Origin of the sequence: Kitasatospora sp. NPDC092948 (assembly GCF_044754805.1) — a bacterium.
Classification (GTDB): domain Bacteria; phylum Actinomycetota; class Actinomycetes; order Streptomycetales; family Streptomycetaceae; genus Kitasatospora.
The window spans coordinates 177018-196315 of sequence record NZ_JBIVPU010000001.1; the positions used below are offsets into that span (position 1 = coordinate 177018).

The 19298-nt window shown below is 73.9% G+C and carries 19 protein-coding genes; 9 read left to right on the plus strand and 10 right to left on the minus strand.

What is annotated here, in order from left to right:
• Positions 1–112: 112 nt before the first annotated feature.
• A complete protein-coding gene (locus tag ACIQF6_RS00500) occupies positions 113–799 on the plus strand; it encodes a LuxR C-terminal-related transcriptional regulator (protein WP_400888310.1) in 687 nt (228 codons plus the stop codon).
• Positions 800–832: 33 nt separating this feature from the next.
• Here ACIQF6_RS00500 and ACIQF6_RS00505 read toward each other — a convergent pair whose 3' ends face one another.
• The 3 genes from ACIQF6_RS00505 to ACIQF6_RS00515 form a co-directional block, all read right to left on the minus strand.
• Positions 833–2113, minus strand: a complete 1281-nt coding sequence (locus tag ACIQF6_RS00505; protein ID WP_400888312.1) for an amidohydrolase — start codon at positions 2111–2113, stop codon at positions 833–835.
• The gene (locus tag ACIQF6_RS00510; RefSeq protein ID WP_400888314.1) at positions 2110–3456 is read right to left on the minus strand and encodes an MFS transporter; all 1347 of its coding nucleotides are present in this window, start codon (positions 3454–3456) and stop codon (positions 2110–2112) included. The genes ACIQF6_RS00505 and ACIQF6_RS00510 overlap by 4 nt, the downstream gene beginning before the upstream one ends.
• A 271-nt stretch (positions 3457–3727) precedes the next feature.
• Positions 3728–5077 (minus strand): D-arabinono-1,4-lactone oxidase, encoded by a 1350-nt coding sequence (locus tag ACIQF6_RS00515; RefSeq protein WP_400888316.1) that lies wholly within the window; start codon positions 5075–5077, stop codon positions 3728–3730.
• A gap of 253 nt (positions 5078–5330) precedes the next feature.
• Here ACIQF6_RS00515 and ACIQF6_RS00520 point away from each other — a divergent pair, with 253 nt between their 5' ends.
• A complete protein-coding gene (locus ACIQF6_RS00520; RefSeq protein WP_400888318.1) occupies positions 5331–6584 on the plus strand; it encodes an amino acid deaminase/aldolase in 1254 nt (417 codons plus the stop codon).
• 78 nt (positions 6585–6662) lie between these two features.
• On the plus strand, positions 6663–7262 hold the full coding sequence (locus tag ACIQF6_RS00525; RefSeq protein ID WP_400888320.1) for a TetR/AcrR family transcriptional regulator: 600 nt from the start codon (positions 6663–6665) through the stop codon (positions 7260–7262).
• Between the two features lie 80 nt (positions 7263–7342).
• Here the strand turns inward: ACIQF6_RS00525 and ACIQF6_RS00530 are convergent, their stop codons facing one another.
• Positions 7343–8521, minus strand: a complete 1179-nt coding sequence (locus ACIQF6_RS00530) for a CapA family protein (RefSeq protein WP_400888322.1) — start codon at positions 8519–8521, stop codon at positions 7343–7345.
• 47 nt (positions 8522–8568) lie between these two features.
• Here ACIQF6_RS00530 and ACIQF6_RS00535 point away from each other — a divergent pair, with 47 nt between their 5' ends.
• Together ACIQF6_RS00535 and ACIQF6_RS00540 are read left to right on the plus strand one after the other, a co-directional pair.
• Complete coding sequence (locus ACIQF6_RS00535) at positions 8569–8868, plus strand: hypothetical protein (RefSeq protein WP_400888323.1); 300 nt, start codon at positions 8569–8571, stop codon at positions 8866–8868.
• Between the two features lie 716 nt (positions 8869–9584).
• Positions 9585–10745 (plus strand): aminotransferase class I/II-fold pyridoxal phosphate-dependent enzyme, encoded by a 1161-nt coding sequence (locus ACIQF6_RS00540; RefSeq protein WP_400888325.1) that lies wholly within the window; start codon positions 9585–9587, stop codon positions 10743–10745.
• Here the strand turns inward: ACIQF6_RS00540 and ACIQF6_RS00545 are convergent.
• Together ACIQF6_RS00545 and ACIQF6_RS00550 are read right to left on the minus strand one after the other, a co-directional pair.
• Positions 10695–11447 carry a serine hydrolase gene (locus ACIQF6_RS00545; protein ID WP_400888327.1) on the minus strand — a complete coding sequence of 251 codons (753 nt, stop codon included), beginning with the start codon at positions 11445–11447 and terminating at the stop codon, positions 10695–10697. The genes ACIQF6_RS00540 and ACIQF6_RS00545 overlap by 51 nt on opposite strands.
• Before the next feature lie 306 nt (positions 11448–11753).
• Entirely contained in the window at positions 11754–11984 is a 231-nt protein-coding gene (locus ACIQF6_RS00550) for a hypothetical protein (RefSeq protein WP_400888329.1), read from the minus strand.
• Between the two features lie 197 nt (positions 11985–12181).
• Here ACIQF6_RS00550 and ACIQF6_RS00555 point away from each other — a divergent pair, with 197 nt between their 5' ends.
• The 4 genes from ACIQF6_RS00555 (at position 12182) to ACIQF6_RS00570 (ending at position 16748) form a co-directional block, all read left to right on the plus strand.
• Positions 12182–13381, plus strand: coding sequence for an FAD/NAD(P)-binding oxidoreductase (locus ACIQF6_RS00555; protein ID WP_400888331.1), 1200 nt, complete (start codon positions 12182–12184; stop codon positions 13379–13381).
• A gap of 134 nt (positions 13382–13515) precedes the next feature.
• Entirely contained in the window at positions 13516–15003 is a 1488-nt protein-coding gene (locus ACIQF6_RS00560) for a rhodanese-like domain-containing protein (protein ID WP_400888333.1), read from the plus strand.
• Positions 15000–15794 carry a sulfite exporter TauE/SafE family protein gene (locus ACIQF6_RS00565; protein WP_400888335.1) on the plus strand — a complete coding sequence of 265 codons (795 nt, stop codon included), beginning with the start codon at positions 15000–15002 and terminating at the stop codon, positions 15792–15794. Before ACIQF6_RS00560 ends, ACIQF6_RS00565 begins: the two co-directional genes overlap by 4 nt.
• A 174-nt stretch (positions 15795–15968) precedes the next feature.
• Complete coding sequence (locus ACIQF6_RS00570) at positions 15969–16748, plus strand: GntR family transcriptional regulator (RefSeq protein WP_400888338.1); 780 nt, start codon at positions 15969–15971, stop codon at positions 16746–16748.
• A gap of 55 nt (positions 16749–16803) precedes the next feature.
• On the opposite strand, the gene ACIQF6_RS00575 is transcribed toward ACIQF6_RS00570, so the two are convergent.
• The 4 genes from ACIQF6_RS00575 to ACIQF6_RS00590 form a co-directional block, all read right to left on the minus strand.
• Positions 16804–17496, minus strand: coding sequence for a ribonuclease H (locus ACIQF6_RS00575; RefSeq protein ID WP_400888340.1), 693 nt, complete (start codon positions 17494–17496; stop codon positions 16804–16806).
• A 91-nt stretch (positions 17497–17587) separates the two neighbouring features.
• Entirely contained in the window at positions 17588–17989 is a 402-nt protein-coding gene (locus tag ACIQF6_RS00580; protein ID WP_400888341.1) for a roadblock/LC7 domain-containing protein, read from the minus strand.
• The gene (locus ACIQF6_RS00585; RefSeq protein ID WP_400888343.1) at positions 17986–18918 is read right to left on the minus strand and encodes a hypothetical protein; all 933 of its coding nucleotides are present in this window, start codon (positions 18916–18918) and stop codon (positions 17986–17988) included. The genes ACIQF6_RS00580 and ACIQF6_RS00585 overlap by 4 nt, the downstream gene beginning before the upstream one ends.
• Positions 18915–19274, minus strand: coding sequence for a hypothetical protein (locus ACIQF6_RS00590; RefSeq protein WP_400888345.1), 360 nt, complete (start codon positions 19272–19274; stop codon positions 18915–18917). The genes ACIQF6_RS00585 and ACIQF6_RS00590 overlap by 4 nt, the downstream gene beginning before the upstream one ends.
• Positions 19275–19298: the final 24 nt, after the last annotated feature.

The window sequence follows — 19298 nt, forward strand, 5'->3', positions numbered from 1 at the left end:
AGGAGGACAGGCGTCGCGTGCGGACGACGCCGGCCGACCGGTTCTGACGGTGCGCCACCGTCCGTGGGGGGCGGTGGCGCACCGGCGAGCGCAACGAAAGGAATCCAGCGCCGTGCTCCAGTACGCCGACGACGTCCGTACGACGACCCGACCGATCCCGACCGAGGCCACCCGGACGATCCCGGTGGCCGTCCACGCCCTGGACCCGCTCTCCCGGGCCGGAGTGGTGAGCTTCCTCCGGCAGTGCCCGGAGGTCTCCCTGGTGGACGACAGCCACCGGGGCGGGACCGGCGTGGCCCTGCTGGTCGCCGACACCTTCGACGAGACGGCCCTGACCAGCCTGTCCCGGCTCGTCCGGGCCGACCGCACCCGGGTGGTGCTGGTCCTGGACCGGATCCAGGAACCGGAACTGCTCAACGTCGTCTCGCTCGGCGTGACCGCCATCCTCTGGCGCCGTGAAGTGACCAGGGACCGCCTGCGCCAAGCCGTCCTCAGCGCCGACCGCGGCCACGGCGACCTCCCGCCCGACCTGCTGGGCAAACTGATCGGCTGCATGGGCCGCCAGCGCACCGGCGACGGCCCCGCGCACGACAACGGCCCCACCGACTTCGGCATGCTCCCGCGCGAGGTCGACGTCCTGCGCATGGTCGCCGACGGCATGGACACCGGCGAGATCGCCGTCAAGCTCCTCTACTCCGAGCGGACGATCAAGAACATCATCCACACCGTGACAACCCGCTTCCAACTGCGCAACCGCGCCCACGCCGTGGCCTACGCCCTGCGCGAGGGCTACATCTAGCCCGCCCCGCCCGGCCCCTCCGCCGGACTGCGGTCAGCAGAGCCAGTGCGCGGCGGCGGCCAGTAGGGCGGTGACGCCGGTGTGGATGGTGGGGTCGGGGACGGGGGCGTAGCGGGCGGAGTGGTTGGTGGGGACGTCGGCGGGGAGGCCGTTGGCGGCGAGGTCCTCGAGGGTGAGGCCGTGGAAGAGGGCGTGGTCGGTGCCGCCGAAGTGCCACATCACGGAGGGGACGCCGAGGGCGGTGCCGAAGACGCCGAAGTCCTCGCTGCCGGTGAGGGGGTGGGGCAGGACGACGACCTGCTGGTGGCCCAGGGTGTCGCCGAGGGCGGTGATCACGGAGTTGGTGGTGCCGGGGTCGTTGAAGGTCACCGGGAAGGACGGCAGGGCGGTGATCTCGGGGTGCTGTGGAGCGCCGGAGGCGGCCGCCTCGGCGTGGACGATGCGTTCGACGGCCCGGAGGATCCGGTCGCGCACCGCGGGGGCGGTGCTGCGGATGTTGATCAGCAGCTCGGCGGTGTCGGGGATGATGTTCTCCTTGGTGCCGGCGTGGATCGCGCCGACGGTCAGCACCGCCGTCTCCGTCCCGCCGACCTCGCGGGAGACGACCGTCTGAAGGCGCATCACCACGGCGGCGGCCATCACGATCGGATCCACCGTCATCTCCGGGACGGAGCCGTGCCCGCCGCGTCCGAAGAGGCGGATCCGGAAGCTGTCGGAGGCGGACATGATCGGGCCCGGGCGGGTGACGACGATGCCGACGGGGACGGGCATGACGTGCTGGGCGAGGCAGACCTCGGCCCGGGGGAAGCGGTCGAGGAATCCGTCCTCGATCATGGCCGGTGCGCCGCCGACCTCCTCGGCGGGCTGGAAGACCGCGACGACGGTGCCGCGCCAGTGCTCCCGGTGGGCGGCGAGCTGCGCGGTGGCGCCGAGCAGGCAGGTGACGTGCATGTCGTGGCCGCAGGCGTGCATCACCGGGACTTCGTTCCCGTCGGGGTCCACGGCCCGGACGGTGGAGGCGTACGGCAGGCCGGTCTGCTCCTCGACGGGCAGGCCGTCCATGTCGGCGCGCAGCAGCACGACCGGGCCGTCGCCGTTGGTGAGGACGCCGACGACGCCGGTGCCGCCGACCTGCTCGGTCACCGCCCAGTTCTGCGCGCGCAGTTGCTCGGCGACGATTCCCGCGGTGCGGACCTCCTGGAAGGACAGTTCGGGGTGGGCGTGCAGGTCCTCGTACAGCGCCCGCAGTCCGGGGACGCGGCCGGCGAGGCCGGCGAGCAGCTCGGTGGCGGGTGCGGGGACGGTGGCGGTCATGAGGGCTCCATGCCGGTGCTGGGAGTGCCGGTGGTCGGACGGGTGCGGACGCGCGCGCCGAACGCGGCGCGGAAGGAGGCGGGGTCCTGCGGGGTGAAGACGGCCATCAGCGCGGTGACGACCGCTCCGACGACGAGCGAGGCGAAGGCGGTCCGGAAGGAGAAGGCGTCGATGATCACGCCCATGACGGGCGGGGTGACCATGCCGGCCAGTTGGCCGCCGACCACGACGACGGCGCCTCCCACGCCGACGAAGGCGGGCGGCAGGCCGCTGAGCGGCACGGCGAAGATCGGCATGTAGGCCAGCGAGGCGGCGGCGACGACGACGGTGGCGAAGACCACGAAAGCGGTGGTCGAGGAGGAGAAGGCCATCAGCGGCAGCGCGATCGCGGCGACTGCCATGCCGGGCACGACCAGCTTGCGGTGGTGGCCGCCCAGCCGGTCGGACAGCCGCCCGCCGATGATCGTCGCGGCCGCGCCGGCGAGGGCCGGCGGGACCATCAGCGCGCCCACCGCGGCGAGCGGGACGCCCATCCTGGTGTTGAGGTAGGACGGGGCCCAGGCGAGCAGGCCGCCCTGAAGGATGTTGTAGCCGAACATCATCGCCGCGAAGCGCCAGAGCGCACCGACCCGCAGCACCTCCCGGAGGCCGTGGCGCCTCCCGGCGACCCCGGCCCCGACCCCGGCTTCGGCCCCGGCCTCGGTTCCGGTACGGGGCAGCGGGGCCGGCAGCCAGGCCCGCATCGCCAGGACGACGAACACGCCGAGCGCGGCGGCCGAGAAGAACGCCGAGCGCCAGCCGAAGACGGCGACCAGCGGGGCGACGGCGAGCGGGGCGGCGATGGCGGCGACGGCGCTGGAGCTCATGATCACGCCGTTGGCGCCCATCCGCTGCTCGGGGCTGGTCCGCTCGACCAGCACCTTCATCGAGGCCGGCGGGAAGATCCCCTCGGCCGCGCCGAACACGAAGCGCACGGCCAGCAGGGCGGCGAACGACCAGGCGAAGCCGGTCAGGGCGGTGAACAGCGACCAGGCGAGCAGGGCCCAGGTGGTGACCCGGTGGGCGCCGAAGCGGTCGGTGAGCAGGCCGCCCGGGATCTGGGCGAGGGCGTAGGCGAGGAAGAACGCCGAGACGACCAGGCCCTGTTGACCGTGCGACAGGTGGAATTCCTTGCCGACGGAGGGCAGGACGAAGTTGATGACCAGTCGGTCGGCGTAGTCGATCAGCCAGGCGGCGAAGAGCAGGACGACCGTGATCCTGGCGACGCGCTCGCCCGGGACGGCTCGGCCGACGGCGGCCGGCGCCGGGTGGGTGGACGGGGGCGGGACAGCGGGAGCAGACATGGCACTCCTCTCACCAGTGGTCAGGGCAGGGTTCAGCAGGGAAGTGCACCTAAGATCCGGCTTGTGAGGGAATAGATCGACGATTCGCCGGAAAATTGCAGAACTGGCCCACTGGTGCAGGATTCCGCCAACACGGCCCCGTCCCGGCCCCGGCCCGATACCGGCTGGACTCTCGCTGGAGCCCGGCTCGACCCGGGCCCCGCTCGACCTGGGTCCCGGGTCCGATCCGGGCCCGGCCTGCGTCGGATGCCCGGGTCGAGGTGACCGGGCGTCAGGCCGGGGTCCCGACGAGGTGGTGGGGGACGGGCGCGGCGTCGGGGGCGAGTCCCAGGACGCGGTCGAGGTAGGAGTTGGCGAAGACCCCGGACGGGTCGACGGCGTCGCGCTGGGCGACGAAGTCGTCGAAGTGCTGGTAGCGGGGGCGCAGGCCCGCCGCGTCGAGCGTGTGCATCTTGCCCCAGTGCGGGCGGCCGCCGTAGGAGCCGAGGATGTCCTCGCAGGCCTGGAAGTACCGGCGGTAGGGCATCCGGTGGTACTGGTGGAAGGCGATGTAGCAGGTCTCGCGGCCCTGCGCGGTGGACAGCCAGATGTCGTCGGCGGCGGCGAACCGCACCTCCAGTGGGAAGGACACCCGCTCGCCGGTGGAGTCGATCCACCGCTTCAGCTCCCGCAGCGCGTCGACCGCGTGCGCGCGCGGAATGGCGAACTCGCCTTCCTGGAACCGGACATCGCGCGGCGAGGCGAACACCTGCGGGGACAGGTCCGTCCACTCCCGGGTGGACATCGCCCGCGCCGCGAACCGGGCGATCGGCGGGACGAGGGCCGGGACCGCGGTGCCGATCCGGCACAGCGCCTCGAACCCGAGGTCGCTGACCGCCCGGTCGATGCGGCGGGCGGCGGGGCCGATCGGCTTCAGCGGGGTGGAGTCGGGCAGCCGGGTGAAGCGCCGGGTCAGCGCCAGCTCGCTGTGCGGGAACCAGAAGAACTCGAAGTGGTCGTTGTCCTCGGTCAGTTCGTCGATCCGGTCGAGGACCTCCCGGACCGGCATCGCCGTGTCGCGGGCGTGCAGGGCGAACCGGTCGACGCACTGCAGGGTGACCTCGGTGACCACGCCGAGTGCCCCGATCCCGACCCGGGCGGCCCGGAACAGTTCGGGACGCTCCTCGGCGGAGCAGCGCACCGTCGAGCCGTCGGCCAGGACCATCCGCAACGCCCTGATCTGGGTGGCGATTCCGCCGAAGCGCAGCCCCGAGCCGTGCGTCCCGGTGGAGACGGCCCCGGAGACGGTCTGCCGGTCGATGTCGCCCATGATTTCCATGGCGAGCCCGTGCGAGGCCAGCAGCGGGCTCAGCTTCCACAGCGGCATGCCGGCCCCGACGGTGACCAGCCGGCGGTCCGCGTCCACCGAGCACAGGCGGTCCATGGCGTCCAGGCGCAGCTGCATGCCGGGGGCGACGGCCGCGCCGCTGAACGAGTGCCCCGAGCCGACCGCCTTGACCCGCAGTCCGCGCCCGGCTGCCTCCGCGACGGCGGCGGCCACCTCGTCGGTGTTCGCCGGCCTTCGGACGAGGGCGGGCCTGACGCTCTCGCTGCCCGACCAGTTGCGCCACAGCTCGGTCATGCCGGAAGTCCTTTCCACGGGGTCGACAGGGGTTGACGGGGGTCGACGGGGGTCGACAGAGGGCAACGGGTCGAAGGCGCCGACCCGTCGGCGGGCGACGAGGTTTGTCGGGCAGCGTCGTCTTGGTCGGTTGTCCAAGTCAAGAGGCGCGGGCCATTGACTTGGACAACCGACCAAGTCAGGGTTGGCACCTCCGAGCAGGGCACACACTGCCCCGGGCAGGCCCCGGGCGCCGAGAAAGGCCCCGTCAGCCATGGGACGTCCCACCCCGATCCCGCCGACGACACACCCCGGCGGCAGCGACCGCACCCCCGCCCGGCGGCCCGCCACCCCCACCGAACTGGACCGGGCGACGGCCGGCCTCCAGCCGCCGTTCGCGGTCGTCGACCTCGGGGCGCTGGACGTCAACGCCGCCGCGATGGTCCGCCGCGCCGGCGGGAAGCCGATCCGCCTGGCCAGCAAGTCGCTGCGCTGCCGTCGGGTGATCCACGACGTCCTGCGCCGGCCCGGCTTCTCCGGCATCCTCGCCTTCACCCTCCCCGAGGCGCTCTGGCTGGCGCAGGACCACGAGGACGTCCTGGTCGGCTACCCCACGGCCGATCTGCCCGCGCTGCGACGCCTGGCGGCGGACCCCGAACTCGCCGCGCGCGTCACGCTGATGGTCGACTCCGTGGAGCACCTGGACCTGCTCTCCACCGTCACCGGGCCCGACGGCCCGCCGCTGCGCGTCTGCCTCGACCTGGACGCCTCCCTCCGGCTGGCCGGCGGACGCGTCCACCTCGGCATGCGCCGCTCACCGCTGCACACCCCCGGCCAGGCCCGCGACCTCGCCCGCGCGGTACTCGCCCGACCGCGGCTGCGCCTGGTCGGCGTGATGGCGTACGAGGGGCAGATCGCCGGCGTCGCCGACGACCGGCCCGGCCTGCCGCTCGCCCGCGCCGCCGTCCGACTGGTGCAGCGCCTCTCCGTGCGGGAGTTGAGCGAGCGCCGCGCCGCCGCGGTCGCGGCCGTCCGGGAGCTCGCCCCGCTGGAGTTCGTCAACGGCGGTGGAACCGGCAGCCTGGAGACCACCTCCGCCGAACCGGCCGTGACCGAACTCGGCGCGGGCTCGGGCCTGTTCGCGCCCGGGCTGTTCGACCACTACCGCCGCTTCCGCCCGCTGCCCGCCGCCCACTTCGTGCTGCCCGTCGTCCGCAGGCCCGCCCCCCGGCACATCACCCTCCTCGGCGGCGGATGGATCGCCTCCGGACCGCCGGGCCGCGACCGGCTGCCCCTTCCGGTCCGGCCGGCCGGGCTGCGGCTGCTGCCCGGGGAAGGCGCGGGCGAGGTCCAGACCCCGCTGGGCGGCGGCGTGGCCGACGGCCTGCGGCTGGGCGACCGGGTCTGGTTCCGGCACGCCAAGGCGGGCGAACTGTGCGAGCGCGTCAACGAGTTGCACCTGGTCGAGGGCGACCGGATCGTCGACGTGGCCCCCACCTACCGGGGCGAGGGGCGCGCCTTCCTGTAGCGACTGCCCGGCCCCGGCGGGCCGGTGCCGGGGTACCTTGACCGGGCCCGCCCCCGCCCCAGAACCACGGGAGACCACATGGTCCGCCAGTCCGCCGACGCGCGCCGCGAGCAGCTCGTCGAGGCCGCCATCCGCGTCATGATCCGCGACGGCGTGGCCAGGGCCACCACGCGGGCCGTCGTCGGCGAGGCCGGGCTCCCGCTGGGCGTGTTCCACTACTGCTTCCGCTCCAAGCAGCAGCTCCTGCACGGCGTGATCGAACGGATCATGCTCCGCTCGCTCGCCTTTCCCCCCGTCACCCCCACCGCCGGGGCCACCCCGCGGGACTTGCTGCACGCCTACCTGCACGCCTACTGGGACCGCGTCCGGCAGAGTCCCGACGAGCACCAACTCACCTACGAACTCGCGCAGTACGCGCTGCGCGAGCCGGGCCTGGAGGACGTGGCCCGCCGCCAGTACCGGCAGTACCTGGACGCCAACGTCGACCAGCTGGAGGCGGTCGCCCGGCTCGCCGGAATCCGCTGGAGCTTGGAGGTGCCCGTCCTCGCCCGCTACGGGATGAACTTCCTCGACGGTCTCACCCTCAACTGGCTGATCGACCGCGACGACGCCGCTGCCCGCGCCGCCCTCGACGCCTACGCCGACCACCTGTCGACCCTGGCGGTCGGCCGTGACTGAACCGGGCCGGTGCGCGAACCCGCAGGGCAGTCAACGTCGTTGATGTGTAACGGAGTTGGTTCCGAGGTGTGCGAGGTCCCTCAGGGCGGTGCCATGGTGAGCCCGGCGTCGGCGCCGCCGCGGCTGAGGACCACGGTGCGGATGTGGTCGAGCGCCCGGGCGAGGTCGGCGCGGTCCGGGTTGCGGCGGACCGCCGCGCCGAGGTCGAGGACCCGGTACGGCGGGCCGTCCATGAGCTGCGGGAGGAACTCGGCCTTGGTGACGGTCCATCGACGGCCGGGTCCGGCGGGTGGCGAGAAGGTGAATCGGGCGATCGAACTCCAGTTGCCGCGCGGGTCCTTGGCGCCGGTGTAGTTGTACATCTGGCCGGCGATCTGGTCGCCCATTCCGTAGACCGTCCAGGTCCCGTTGACCTTCTCGTACGCCTGGGGGATGTGCGCGTGGGTGCCGAGGATCAGGTCGATGTCGGGCGCGTCGGCGGGCTGGTCGGCAGTCAACTCGCGGGTGAGGGAGAGTTGTTGATCGTTCGGCTCGTCCTGCCACTCGGTGCCCCAGTGCAGGCTGACCACGACGATGTCCGCGCCGGCGTCGCGGGCGGCCCGGGCGTCGGAGAGGATCCGGTCCCGGTCGATCAGGTTGACCGCCCAGGGCTGCCCCGGTGGCAGCGGGATGTCGTTGGTGCCGTAGGTGTAGGCGAGTTGAGCGACGACGGCGCCGTGCACCCGCAGCAGGGCGGGCGCGCCCGCCTCGTCGGCCGTCCGGGCCGAGCCGGTGTGGGCCAGGCCCACCGCGTCCATGGCGTCGAGGGTCCGGCGGATGCCGTCGGGGCCGTCGTCGAGGCTGTGGTTCGACGCCGTGTCGCACGAGGCGTAGCCGGCGTCCTTGAGGGCGCGGGCGACCTGCGGGGGAGACTTGAACGTCGGCCAGCCGGAGAACGGCCCGCCGTCGGCCCCGTACACGGTCTCCATGTGGCAGATGGCCAGATCCGCGGCGCTCACCACCGGCTTGACGTCCGCGAGCATCTTCGAGAAGTCGTAACCGTTCTCGCCGGCGTCGTCCGCGGCCTGCCGGATGATCTCGGCGTGCGGCAGGACGTCGCCCGAGGCGAGCAGCGTGAACGGCTGCGGCCCGGCGGGGGAGGCGGCCGCGGTGCCCGGCTGGTGCCGCTGCGACCGGGCCTGCGGTGACGGCGGCGGGGCGCCGCACGCCGCGAGGGCCGTGAACAGTGCGGCAGCCATCGTCATCGCCGGCAGACGCATCCCGGAGCCTCCTCGCAGTCGGGAACGGATCGAGCAAGTCCCGAACCATGCAAGCCGCCGCCCCGCCGCAACGGAGCGGCACACGGTGGACGAGTCGCCTGGCAGCACCAACAGGAACCCCCGGGCGGCGGAAGCCCCGCCGGGACGGCGTCGCCGTTGCGGCCGAAGCCGAGCAGCGCCTGCCGCACCTGCTCCTGCCGCGCCTGCTCCCGCTGCCCGAGCTCGTACGGCTCGGCGATGGCGGCGTCCCCGAGCGGATCACCGGTGGTGCGCATGCGGCCGAGCAGGTCGAGCAGGTCGGCCGTCCAGCCGCCGGCGGCCATGTGATCCTCCTTCAGGGCCGGTAGGTGCTGCGCACGAGTACCAGCTCGCGCCGTGCCGAGGCGGCAACCCCACCCGAACGAAGGCGCGTCGAACCCGTCGGCCGGGCTCGGGCGACCCGGCGGCTCCCTGCCGGCCGCGGGGAGTCGGGCACCCGAATACCGGCCCTCCGCTGCTGTGCGACTACCGGCCGTTCGACCGGTCGGAACCGGCCATGCAGGCGGACGGCGTGTTGAACCCCCGTGCGGACGGGCACCGTTGACGGCGAAGGACGGCAAGCAGTCGGCTGCCGTCCCGGCGGGTGCTCGGGAGGACCGCGCTGTGGCATCGCTCGCGCCGTACCTCCTGGCCGGCGCGCCGCCCACCGCCCTCGGGCGGGTCGTGAAGCCCGGCCGCCGGCGCCCTTGCCGAGCTGATCGGCCGCAGCGGGTTCCGGCTGTGCGGGGCCTGTCTCGTCGCGGCTGCGGCGCACGGCCGGGTGCTCGGGCCGGCGCTGCCGGCGTGGCGGCGCGCCCTGCAACAGGCCCGCGCGGCACCGAACTTGGCCCTTTCCGGCCGGCGGCCGACCGGATCGCCACCGTCCTCGCGCGGAAGAACCCCGCGCTCGTCGGCCTGCCCGCCATGCGCCGCCGGACCGCGCTCACCCGCCGGGCGTCTGCCGGAACGACGGCCGAAGCGGGGCCGGCGTGAGCCGGGGCACGAGTTCGGTTCCACCAGGACAGTCGTCACCCGGGGGTGGGCATTGGGCACGGAATCTCGGCGGGCGGCGCAGTCGTCGCTGTTCCGGATGCTGGAGCGGCACGAGTGGATCGAGAACGAGCGCCTGCACCCCCGGGGCCGGGTGTTCGTGTCGGACTACAACGGCGCACATCCGTTCGTGGAGACATACCTGGGCGAGCTGGCCGACCTCGCGCCGCACCGCCTGACGGACATCACCCGCTACTCGGCCCTGGACGAGGACACGGCACTGCGCGACAAGATCGCCCGGATGCACGCCCGCCTCGACGGCGTCCCGTACGAGGCGCAGAACGTGGTCCCGGCGGGCGGATCGAGCGGCCTGCTGGCCACGTTCGTCCTGTGGCTGCTCGTCAACGGCCACCGGCGGATCCACTACCTGCCGCCGGTCTACTACAAACTCGCCTATCTGCTAAGGGAGTTCGGAATCGAGCCGGTTCCCGTGGCCCGGGCGCACGCCCATCAGGACGGCTTCGATCCGGAACTGCCCGCCGAGCGGACCGTCCTCGTACTGACGGATCCCGTCTGGTACGCCGGGCGCCGCGTGCCCGACCGCGTCCTGCGGGCGGTTGCCGACTGGCAGCGGGCCACCGGCTCCCTGGTGTTCGTCGACGGCACCTTCCAGTACCTGCCGTGGGACGGCCGCCCGGGGGAGGCCAGCGCCCGCCTGCCCGTCGAACAGACCCTGCGCCTGGTCTGCCCCACCAAGTACCTGTCCATCCACGGCTATCGCGCCGCCCACCTGCTGGTGCCGACCGTGCTGCGCCGACCGCTGGCGGACCTGCACATCAATCTGCACGGCGACGTCGCCGTCTCCGACCGCCTGTTCGCCCACCGCGCGGCCGACCTCATGCTGGCGGGCGGCAACGCCGACCTGGTGGGGCACATCCGCGACAACCACCGGGCGCTGGCGGCGAGCGGGGCGCTGGCCGCCGAAGTGCCGGCCGAGTGCGGCTTCTTCCTGTTCGCCCGCCCCCGTGCGTCGCTGGAGCGCTACCTCGCGATGGGCGCGGAGTTCTTCGAACTGGACGGCCACGAAGGCCATGTGCGGATCAACCTGCTCAATCGGACCGGCCTCGATGCGCTGATCGCCGGGGCGCCGACACCTGAGGCAGCCTCAGCGGCCGGCCGGGGCGATGGCGTGCCGTCGCTGCCACACCCCGCGTGAGATGCGGGCCAGCAGCCGCGCGGCGGGATCCTCGGCGTCGTGGCCGTTGGCCAGCGGCCCGGTGTAGCAGACGGCCAGCACGTACGGCGGTGCGTCGCCGGGGCGAACGAGGGCGGCGCTGTGCCGCAGGCCGGGGAACCATCCGTTCTTGCCCGCCAGGAGGACGCCCGGCGGCAGGCCGGCGGCCAGGTCCACCCGGTGCGCGTTGTGCTCCAGCAGGGCCAGCACCTCCGGCTCCAGGGACTGGAGCAGCCGTACCAGGTCCAGCGCGCTGACCCGGTTGTGCACGCCTGCGTCCCGGCCCGCGTAGTCCTCGATCCCGCGCGGGCTGCCGCCCGTCGCCCCGGCCCGCCGCCACACCTCGGCCACCGCCGTCGGCCCGACCTGATCGAGGCACAGGTTCGTCGCCAGATTCGAGGAGTGGGTGACCATCCGCTCGGCCAGCCAGCGCAGCGGCACCCGCTCGCCCAGGCGCTCCCACGGCAGCGGATCGCTGTCCCAGGAACGGCTGTTGCCGTACACCGCGCCGGTGACCGACCGGAACCGGTTCACCACCCGCACCCGCACGTCCCAGTCGACCGCGCTGCGGTGCAGAGCCGCCAGCACCGCCGCCTTCATCGTGCTCGCCGCGTCGTGCGGCACCAGCGCGTTGCGCGAGAACACCGGAGCGCCCTGCCCGGGCGCCACTACCACCGAAAGCACCGTGCCATCGTAGGGGGCGCGAGGGCGAACGGTTCCGTGGGCCGGTCGGCCATCGCGGTCGATCCTTCGGCGGGATGTCATGACTGGGTGTCAGTCGCGTTCTCCCACCGGATCGTTCGGGTGCCGGGGTGCCGGGGTGCCGGGGTGGCTCCGCCCGCATCCGCATCCGGCCGGGCAAGTGACGCCATCGCCCTCGCCGTGGAAGCCCCGAACGCCCCCTGCCACGCGCGGCGCGGTCGCCTCGCGGGCGGCGCGTGTTGCACGCGGCAGGCCGGCGTTCGGGCGGGCAGTCGCCCTGCGGGGGCATCAGCCCTCGACGACGCCCAGGATGTCGTCCTCGCGCAGAACGATGAACTCCTCGCCGGGCTTCACTCCCTCCGGCAGGGTTGCCGCGGCCTCGGCGTCCCGCTTGGCGGCCTCCTCCGCCCGCTGCTCGGGGGTCTTGGCCGCCCACTCGGCCGCTGCCTTCTTCAGCCCGGGGATCTCCATCTGCTTCCTCTTCTCGCTCTCGGTGGCGTTCATGTGACGCGTTGTCACCGAGCGAAGCGTCCCAGGATTCGGGCCCGGCGGTGGCAGGACGCCTGAAGTGCAGCGGTGGGGCGCGGGTGTCGCGCCGCCCCGGCCCCGCGCTCGGTCGAATGTACGGACAAGTTGAGCCGGATCGCGCCAGGTGGCTTGCGTGTTCGGGCTGGGCGGTCCTAACTTAATGTCCGTACATTTGAAGGGGGGCCTTGATGGCCAAGCAGCATCATCGGATCGTGATCATCGGTGGAGGGACCGCCGGGATCACCGTCGCGGCTCGGCTCCGCCGGGCCGGCCAGCGGGACGTCGCGGTGGTCGACCCGAGCGAGCAGCACTACTACCAGCCGCTGTGGACGCTGGTCGGCGGCGGTCGGGCTCCGCTCGGGGAGAGTGTCCGCCCGCAGGCGTCCGTCATGCCGAAGGGCGTCCGGTGGATCCGCCGTGCCGCCGTCGCCGTCGACCCCGAGGCGCAGGAGGTGGCGCTGGACGGCGGCGACACCGTGTCGTACGACCAGTTGGTGGTCTGCCCGGGCATCCAACTGGACTGGGACCGAATACCGGGCCTGGAGGGCGGGCTCGGCAAGGGCGGGCTGTCCAGCAACTACGCGTTCCAGCATGCCCCCGCGACCTGGCGCTTCATTCGTGAAACCCGTTCCGGCAGCGCGGTGTTCAGCATGCCGACGGGCGCCGTCAAGTGCGGCGGCGCTCCGCAGAAGATCGCCTACCTCGCCGCCGACTACTGGCGCGAGCAGGGCGTCCTCGACCGGATAGACGTCCACCTGGTGATCCCCGGCACCGCCATCTTCGGCGTGCCGGAGTTCGCCCGGGTGCTCGACGGCGTGGTGCGCCGGTACGGGATCAACGTCCACTACGGCAGCGAAGTCACCGAAGTACGTCCCGAGGCACGCGAGTTGGTCGTCACCGAGTTGGACGGCGGCGGCACGACGGTGCTGCCGTACGACATGGCCCACGTGGTGCCGCCGCAGAGCGCCCCGGACTGGATCAAGCGCAGCCCGCTGGCCGGCGCCGACGACCCGGCGGGCTACGTCGAGATCGACAAGCACACCATGCGGCACGTCCGTCACCCCAATGTCTGGGCCCTCGGCGACGCCGGATCGTCCCCGAACTCCAAGACCGGCGCCGCCGTGCGCAAGCAGGCGCCCGTGGTGGTGGAGAACCTGCTCGCGGTGCTCAACGGCCGGGAGCCCACGGCCACTTACCAGGGCTACTCGTCCTGCCCGCTGACCACCGCGCGCAACAAGATGCTGCTCGCCGAGTTCGACTACAGCGGACGTCCCACCCCGTCGATCCCGGTGATCGACACCGTCCGCGAGCGCACCGACATGTGGTACCTCAAGCGCCGCGGACTGCCCTTCCTCTACTGGAACCTGATGCTCCGCGGCCTCGCCTGAGCCGACGGCCCGGGCCTTCCGGCCCATCGGCCTCCCGGCCCACCGACACACCGGCCGCAGCGTCGGAGGCCCACCCGCGTCGCCCCTCGTGCCCCGTGGCCGCACCCATCCCTGCCCACCCCCAGGAGCCCGTCATGCCCGAGAACGCCGGACCGCTGGTCCTCGTGCAGTTCTACCTCGACTGCCTCTCCCACGCCTCCTACCTCGTCGGCGACCGCACCACCGGCCGCGCCGTCGTGGTCGATCCGCAGCGCGACGTCAACGACTACCTCGCCACCGCCGAGCGCCACGGCCTGACCGTCGAGCGGGTCATCGAGACCCACATCCACGCCGACTTCCTCTCCGGCCACTTGGAGCTGGCCGAGCGCACCGGCGCCCGGATCTCCTACGGCTCCACCGCCACGCTCGACTTCGACACCGACCCGCTGGCCGACGGCGAGCGCCTCGTCCTCGGCGAGGTCGAGTTGGAGATCCTGCATACCCCGGGCCACACCCCGGAGTCGATCTGCGTGGTGGTGCGCGAGCACGCGGGCGACGCCGTGCCGTACGGCGTGCTCACCGGCGACACGCTGTTCATCGGCGACGTCGGCCGCCCCGACCTGCTCAGCTCGCGCGGCCGCTCGGCCGAGGAGATGGGCCGCCTGCTGTACCGGTCCACCCGCGCGCTGCTCGCCCTCCCGGACGGGACTCGGGTCTACCCGGCGCACGGGGCGGGCTCGGCGTGCGGCAAGAACCTCTCCGCCGAGCTGAGTTGCACCATCGGCACCCAGCGCACCGGCAACTACGCGCTGGCCGACATGACCGAGGACGAGTTCGTCGCGGTGGTGACGGACGGTCAGCCCGCCGTGCCCGCCTACTTCGCGTTCACCTCGGTGCGCAACCGGCAGGCCCGTCCGGTGCTGGACGAGGGCACGCAGGTCCCGGCGCTCACCCCGGAGGCGTTGCTCCAGGCACGGGCGGGCGGCGCGATCGTGCTGGACACCCGGGACCCGGAGGCGTTCGCCGCCGCGCACCTGCACGGCGCGGTCAACATTCCGCTCGGCGGCCGGTTCGCCGAACTCGCCGGGCAGGTGCTCGACGCCCAGGACGCCATCGTGCTGTGCGGCGAGCCGGACACCGCGGCCGAGGCCCGCACCCGCCTGGCCCGGATCGGCTTCGACCGCGTGCTGGGAGCCCTGGCCGCCCCGGTGGACACCGTCGACGCCGAGTACCTGACCCGCGCGATACGCCTGGACGCCGACGCCCTCGCCGACCGACTCGCCGATGCGGCAGCCGAGTTCACGCTGCTGGACGTGCGTGGCCCGGGCGAGGTGCGGGACAGCGGCACCGTCCCCGGCGCCCACCTGATCCCGCTGCCCGAACTGCTCGCCCGGCTGGGCGAACTGCCGACCGGGCAGCCGCTGACCGTGATCTGCGCGAGCGGCAACCGCTCCTCGGTGGCCGCGTCCGTGCTGCGCGCCCGCGGCTTCGACACCACCGACCTGCGCGGCGGCTTCGCCGCCTGGCACGGCGAGATCGCCCGCCCCGCCGACCAGGCCGCCCGCCCCGCCGACCAGGCTGTTCGCGCCGCCGGCCAGGCTGTTCAGTCTTCCGGCCATGACGTGGACGGCGTCACGGCGTGAGCGTTCTGATCACCGCTCTGCTCTGCGGAGCCGTGGTCGGCGTGGCGCTCGGCGGGCTCGGCGGCGGCGGGGGAGTGCTGGCGGTCCCGGCCCTGGTGTACCTGCTGGGCGTCGCGCCCGCCGCGGCCGGGACCACCAGTCTGGTCATCGTCATCGCGACCTCGGTCACCGCGCTCGCCCGCCACAGCGGCGCCGGCACCGTCGAGTGGCGGACCGGTCTCCTGTTCGCCGCGGCCGGCGTGCTCCCCGCCATCGGCGCGTCCGCGCTCGCCCACCGCATCCCGCAGGCGGCGCTGACCGTCGCGTTCGCCGCGCTGGCCGCCCTGGCCGCCGCGGCCATGCTGCGCGGCGCCCGCACCGCGCGGCGCGCGTCGACCGCGGACGACGGCGCCGCCGCCGCGCCCGCGGAGCCGGCCGGCCGGGGCGGGCACCCGGCGACGCTCGCCGCCGGGGCCGGACTGGGGGCGGTGACCGGGCTGCTGGGCGTCGGCGGCGGGTTCCTCGCGGTGCCCGCCCTGGTGTCCGTGCTCCGCCTGCCGATGCGCAAGGCGGTGGGCACCAGCCTGGTGGTCATCCTCGTCAACTCGACGGTCTCCCTCACCACCCGCCTGGCGGTCTCCGGCATCTCCCTCGACCCGGCGGTCTTCGGACCGTTCGTCGGCGCCGCCGTCCTCGGCGCCTGGGACGGCAAGCGACTGGCGGCCAAGCTCACCGGCAGCGCCCTTCAGCGCACCTTCGCCGTCGTGCTGCTCGCGGTGGCCGCCGCCATGCTGATCGGCGTTCTGGTCTGACGGCCGCCGACGGCTCCCGCCCGACCGCTGCCCGGACGATCCCACCCCGGGCAGCGGTCGCCGCATCCCCTCGTCGAGCGGCCGGCGTCGATTTGGCGCTGCCCCCGCAAAGGTACGAACATTCACCTCGTGCCCCGCACCACCCATCCGACCCATGACCCTCAGGACGGCGCCGTGACCACCGCTCCCGGCCCCCGGCCCCTCGTCCGATCCCCCGGGAACCCGCTCTGGGCACAACTGCGCGCCGACCTGCTGCGGCGACTCGACGACGGCGAGTTCCGCGACGTCTTCCCCGGCGAGCACGACCTGGTCGCCGAGTACCAGGTCAGCCGGCACACCGTCCGCGAGGCGCTGCGGCAGCTCCGCGAGGAGGGCCTGGTCAGCGCGCAGCGCGGCAAGGCCTCCCGGTTCACCGCGCACCGCCCGCTGGAGCAGGACGTCGGCGAGGCGTACAGCCTGTTCCGCTCCGTCGAGGAGGTCGGAGCCGTCCAGCGCAGCGTGGTGCGCGCACTCGACCGGCGCGCCGACGGCGTCATCGCGGCCCGCCTCGGGCTGGAGGAATCCACGCCGCTGATCTACCTGGAGCGGATCCGCCTGGCCGACGAGGAGCCGCTCGCCGTCGACCGGATCTGGCTCCCCGCGGACGTGGCCGACCCGCTCCTCGACGTCGACTTCACCCACACCGCGCTCTACGACGAACTGGAACGCCACTGCGGCAGCCGCATCTGCGGCGGCTGGGAACGCATCCGCGCGGTCGTGCCCGGGCGGGGCGAGCGCATCCTGCTCGACTGCCCGCCGACCACCGCGTTGCTCGCGATCGACCGGCTCGGCCACGACACCACCGGTCGCCTGATCGAGTGGCGGCAGACCCTGGTCCGCGCGGACCGCTTCGCCGTCTCCGCCGCGTTCTCCAACACCGACTACCGGATGGGCGCGCCGATCCACGCACTCTGACCCCGGCCCCCGCGCCCGGGCCCCCGCGCCCGGGTGCCCGCAGGCGATCGGGTGTTCAGTGCGCGGCGGCGCAGTCCGGGTGGCCCCAGCCGGAGCCGACCTTGGTGATGGTGGCGCCCTTGGGGTAGGCGGTGCCGCACGGGCAGGTGCCCGGGAAGCGGGCGGCGAGGGTGCGGCCGGTGCCCTTGGCGGAGCTCTTCGCGGTGCTCTTGCCGGCCGTGGCGCGGCGGGGCCTGGCCGTGGCCGCCGCGGAGCTCTGCGGTTCCGGCTCGGGCAGGTCGGCCGCGGTGCCGGCCGCGCCCTGCTGGGTGCGGGCGGCGTCGCTGGCGGCCTTGTCCGCGACGGCGTTCAGCGGGTCGCCGTCGACCTGGTGGGCGGCGACGTAGACGAAGGTGACGTCGCGGCCGGTCAGCAGCGCGTCGATGCGCTGGATCAGCTCCTGGTTGGCGACCGGCTTGCCCGCCGCGGTCTTCCAGCCGTTGCGCTTCCACCCCGCCAGCCACTTGGTGACGGCGTCGCGGGTGTAGGTGCTGTCGAGTCGCACCTCCAGCGGCACCCCGGGGTCGGTGGAGGCCAGCAGCCGCTGAAGGGCCGTCAACTCGCCGACGTTGTTGGTGCTGTGTCCGAGCGCCCCGGACTCCCACCGCTGCGGCACGGCGGCACTGTCGGCGACCACGTACGCCCAGCCCGCCGGCCCGGGGTTGCCCTTGGCTGCTCCGTCACATGCGGCGATCACTCGTTCGACCATGTGTCGATCATGCCAGCCGCGGCGGACCGTCCGCGCCGGGCCGTCGCGGGTCGGGTCGTCGCGTGCCGGGACGCGCGCGGTCCGACGACGGTCAGGCCGTGCCCCGGTCGGCGGGGGCCAGGCCGAGGAGTTCGGCGAGCCGGTGGATCGTCGCCGGGGACTCGCGGTGCAGGGCGGCGACGTCCAGGCCCTCGTCGCCCAGGATCATCAGCAGCGCCCGGTCCCCGATCGCCAGCACCACGGTGTAGCCGCCGTTGCACCGGGTGACGACATCGCGCAGCCCGCCCAGGCCGACCTCGTCGGCGGTGCGCCGGCCGAGGCCGAGCATGGCGGCCGAGAGCGCGGCGGCGGACTCGGCGTGCACCGTGGCGGTGTCGGCGGCCACCAGCAGGCCGTCGGCGGTCGCGACGACGCTCTCGGCGATGCCCATGACCCGTTCCCGGAGGGACTTCAGCTCGGCTTCGAGCGCGGTCGGGGTGATCTGGCTGCTCATGGTGCGGTCTTCTCGCTCTTCTCGGTCAATGCGGTCGGCTCGGCGGGCACGGCCACGGGGTGGGCCGGGCGGGCGGCCTGCGCGCCGGGGGGCTGTTCGCCCCGGACCCGGCGCGGCAGCGGCCCGTTGCTGATCGGCGGCGGCCCGTCGGGAGGGGTGCGCGGGGCGACGCTCGGTACTCCGGGGGCGGCGGGCGCGGCCTCCCGGTGGAGCAGGCGTCCGGCATCCATCCGGACGAGGTCGAGCATCACCGCGAACACGCCGCGCCCGAGGGCGAACGCGAGGTCGCGGGCGGTGCGCCGGCCGGTGGCGGCGACCACGATGTCCCGGTGGCGCGCCGAGATCCGGGCCGTCGGGGCGGTGGCCCGTTCCGACGGGCGGATCCGGACGGCGGCCAGCTCCTGCGGGAGGCTTCCGAGCCGGGTCAGCAGGGACATCCGCCGGGCGGTCTCCTCGGCCAGCTGCCCGGGGTCGACGCCGGGGCGCAGCGCGATCCTGGCGGGCAGGTCCGCCTCGGCGACCTGCCAACTGCCGGGCAGGCCCAGCGCCAGGGCGAAAGCGCCGTCGAAGACGGCGGCCGCGCAGACGGTTTCGAGCTCGGCCGCGCCGATCGCCCCCTGGGCCACCAGCACCGCGCCGAGGTCGGCGTGGCCGCCGCCCGGCTCCGTCGAGCCTGCGGCGGCCTCGGCGGCGGCCCACTGGGCCTCGCCGATCCGCCCGGACTTGAGCAGCAGCGTCCCGACGGCGGGAGCCCCCGGGGTCTCGACCGCCGTGACCAGCCCCTGTTCCAGCCGGATCGTGCCGCCGGGTGTGCCGGAGATCAGCACCGATCCGGTGAACGCGGCCCGACGGAGCGTCAGCAGCAGCTCCGGCAGGCTCGGTGCGGCGGGAGGGCCGGACCGGGCGTCGAGGTCGGGGTCGGCGGTCATGCCAGGAGTGCCCTTGCCTGGTCGGCGGTCTGGCGGACCGCCAGCGCCAGGTTGGTCCGGCTGCGGTCCAGGAGGGTGGCCAGCAGCAGCGGGTCGCCCGATCGCGGGATCAGCTGGACGACCTGGTGATGGCGGGCGGTGCTGACCACCAGGCTCTCCACCTCGCCGTCCGCCCCCGCCGCGCGGAGCCCTTCGTCGATCAGGCCCACCAGTTCGGCGAGTTCGGCCGCGGTTCCGAGCGGCCGGTGCTCGCCGGCGGATGCGTGGCCGAGGCCGGAGACGGCGTCGGCGACGACGGCGCCGATCACCCCGGGGGAGTCGAGTACCGCGGAGAGTGACGTTTCGAGTGCGCGCACCATTACCCCCTCGCTTCTCCAACT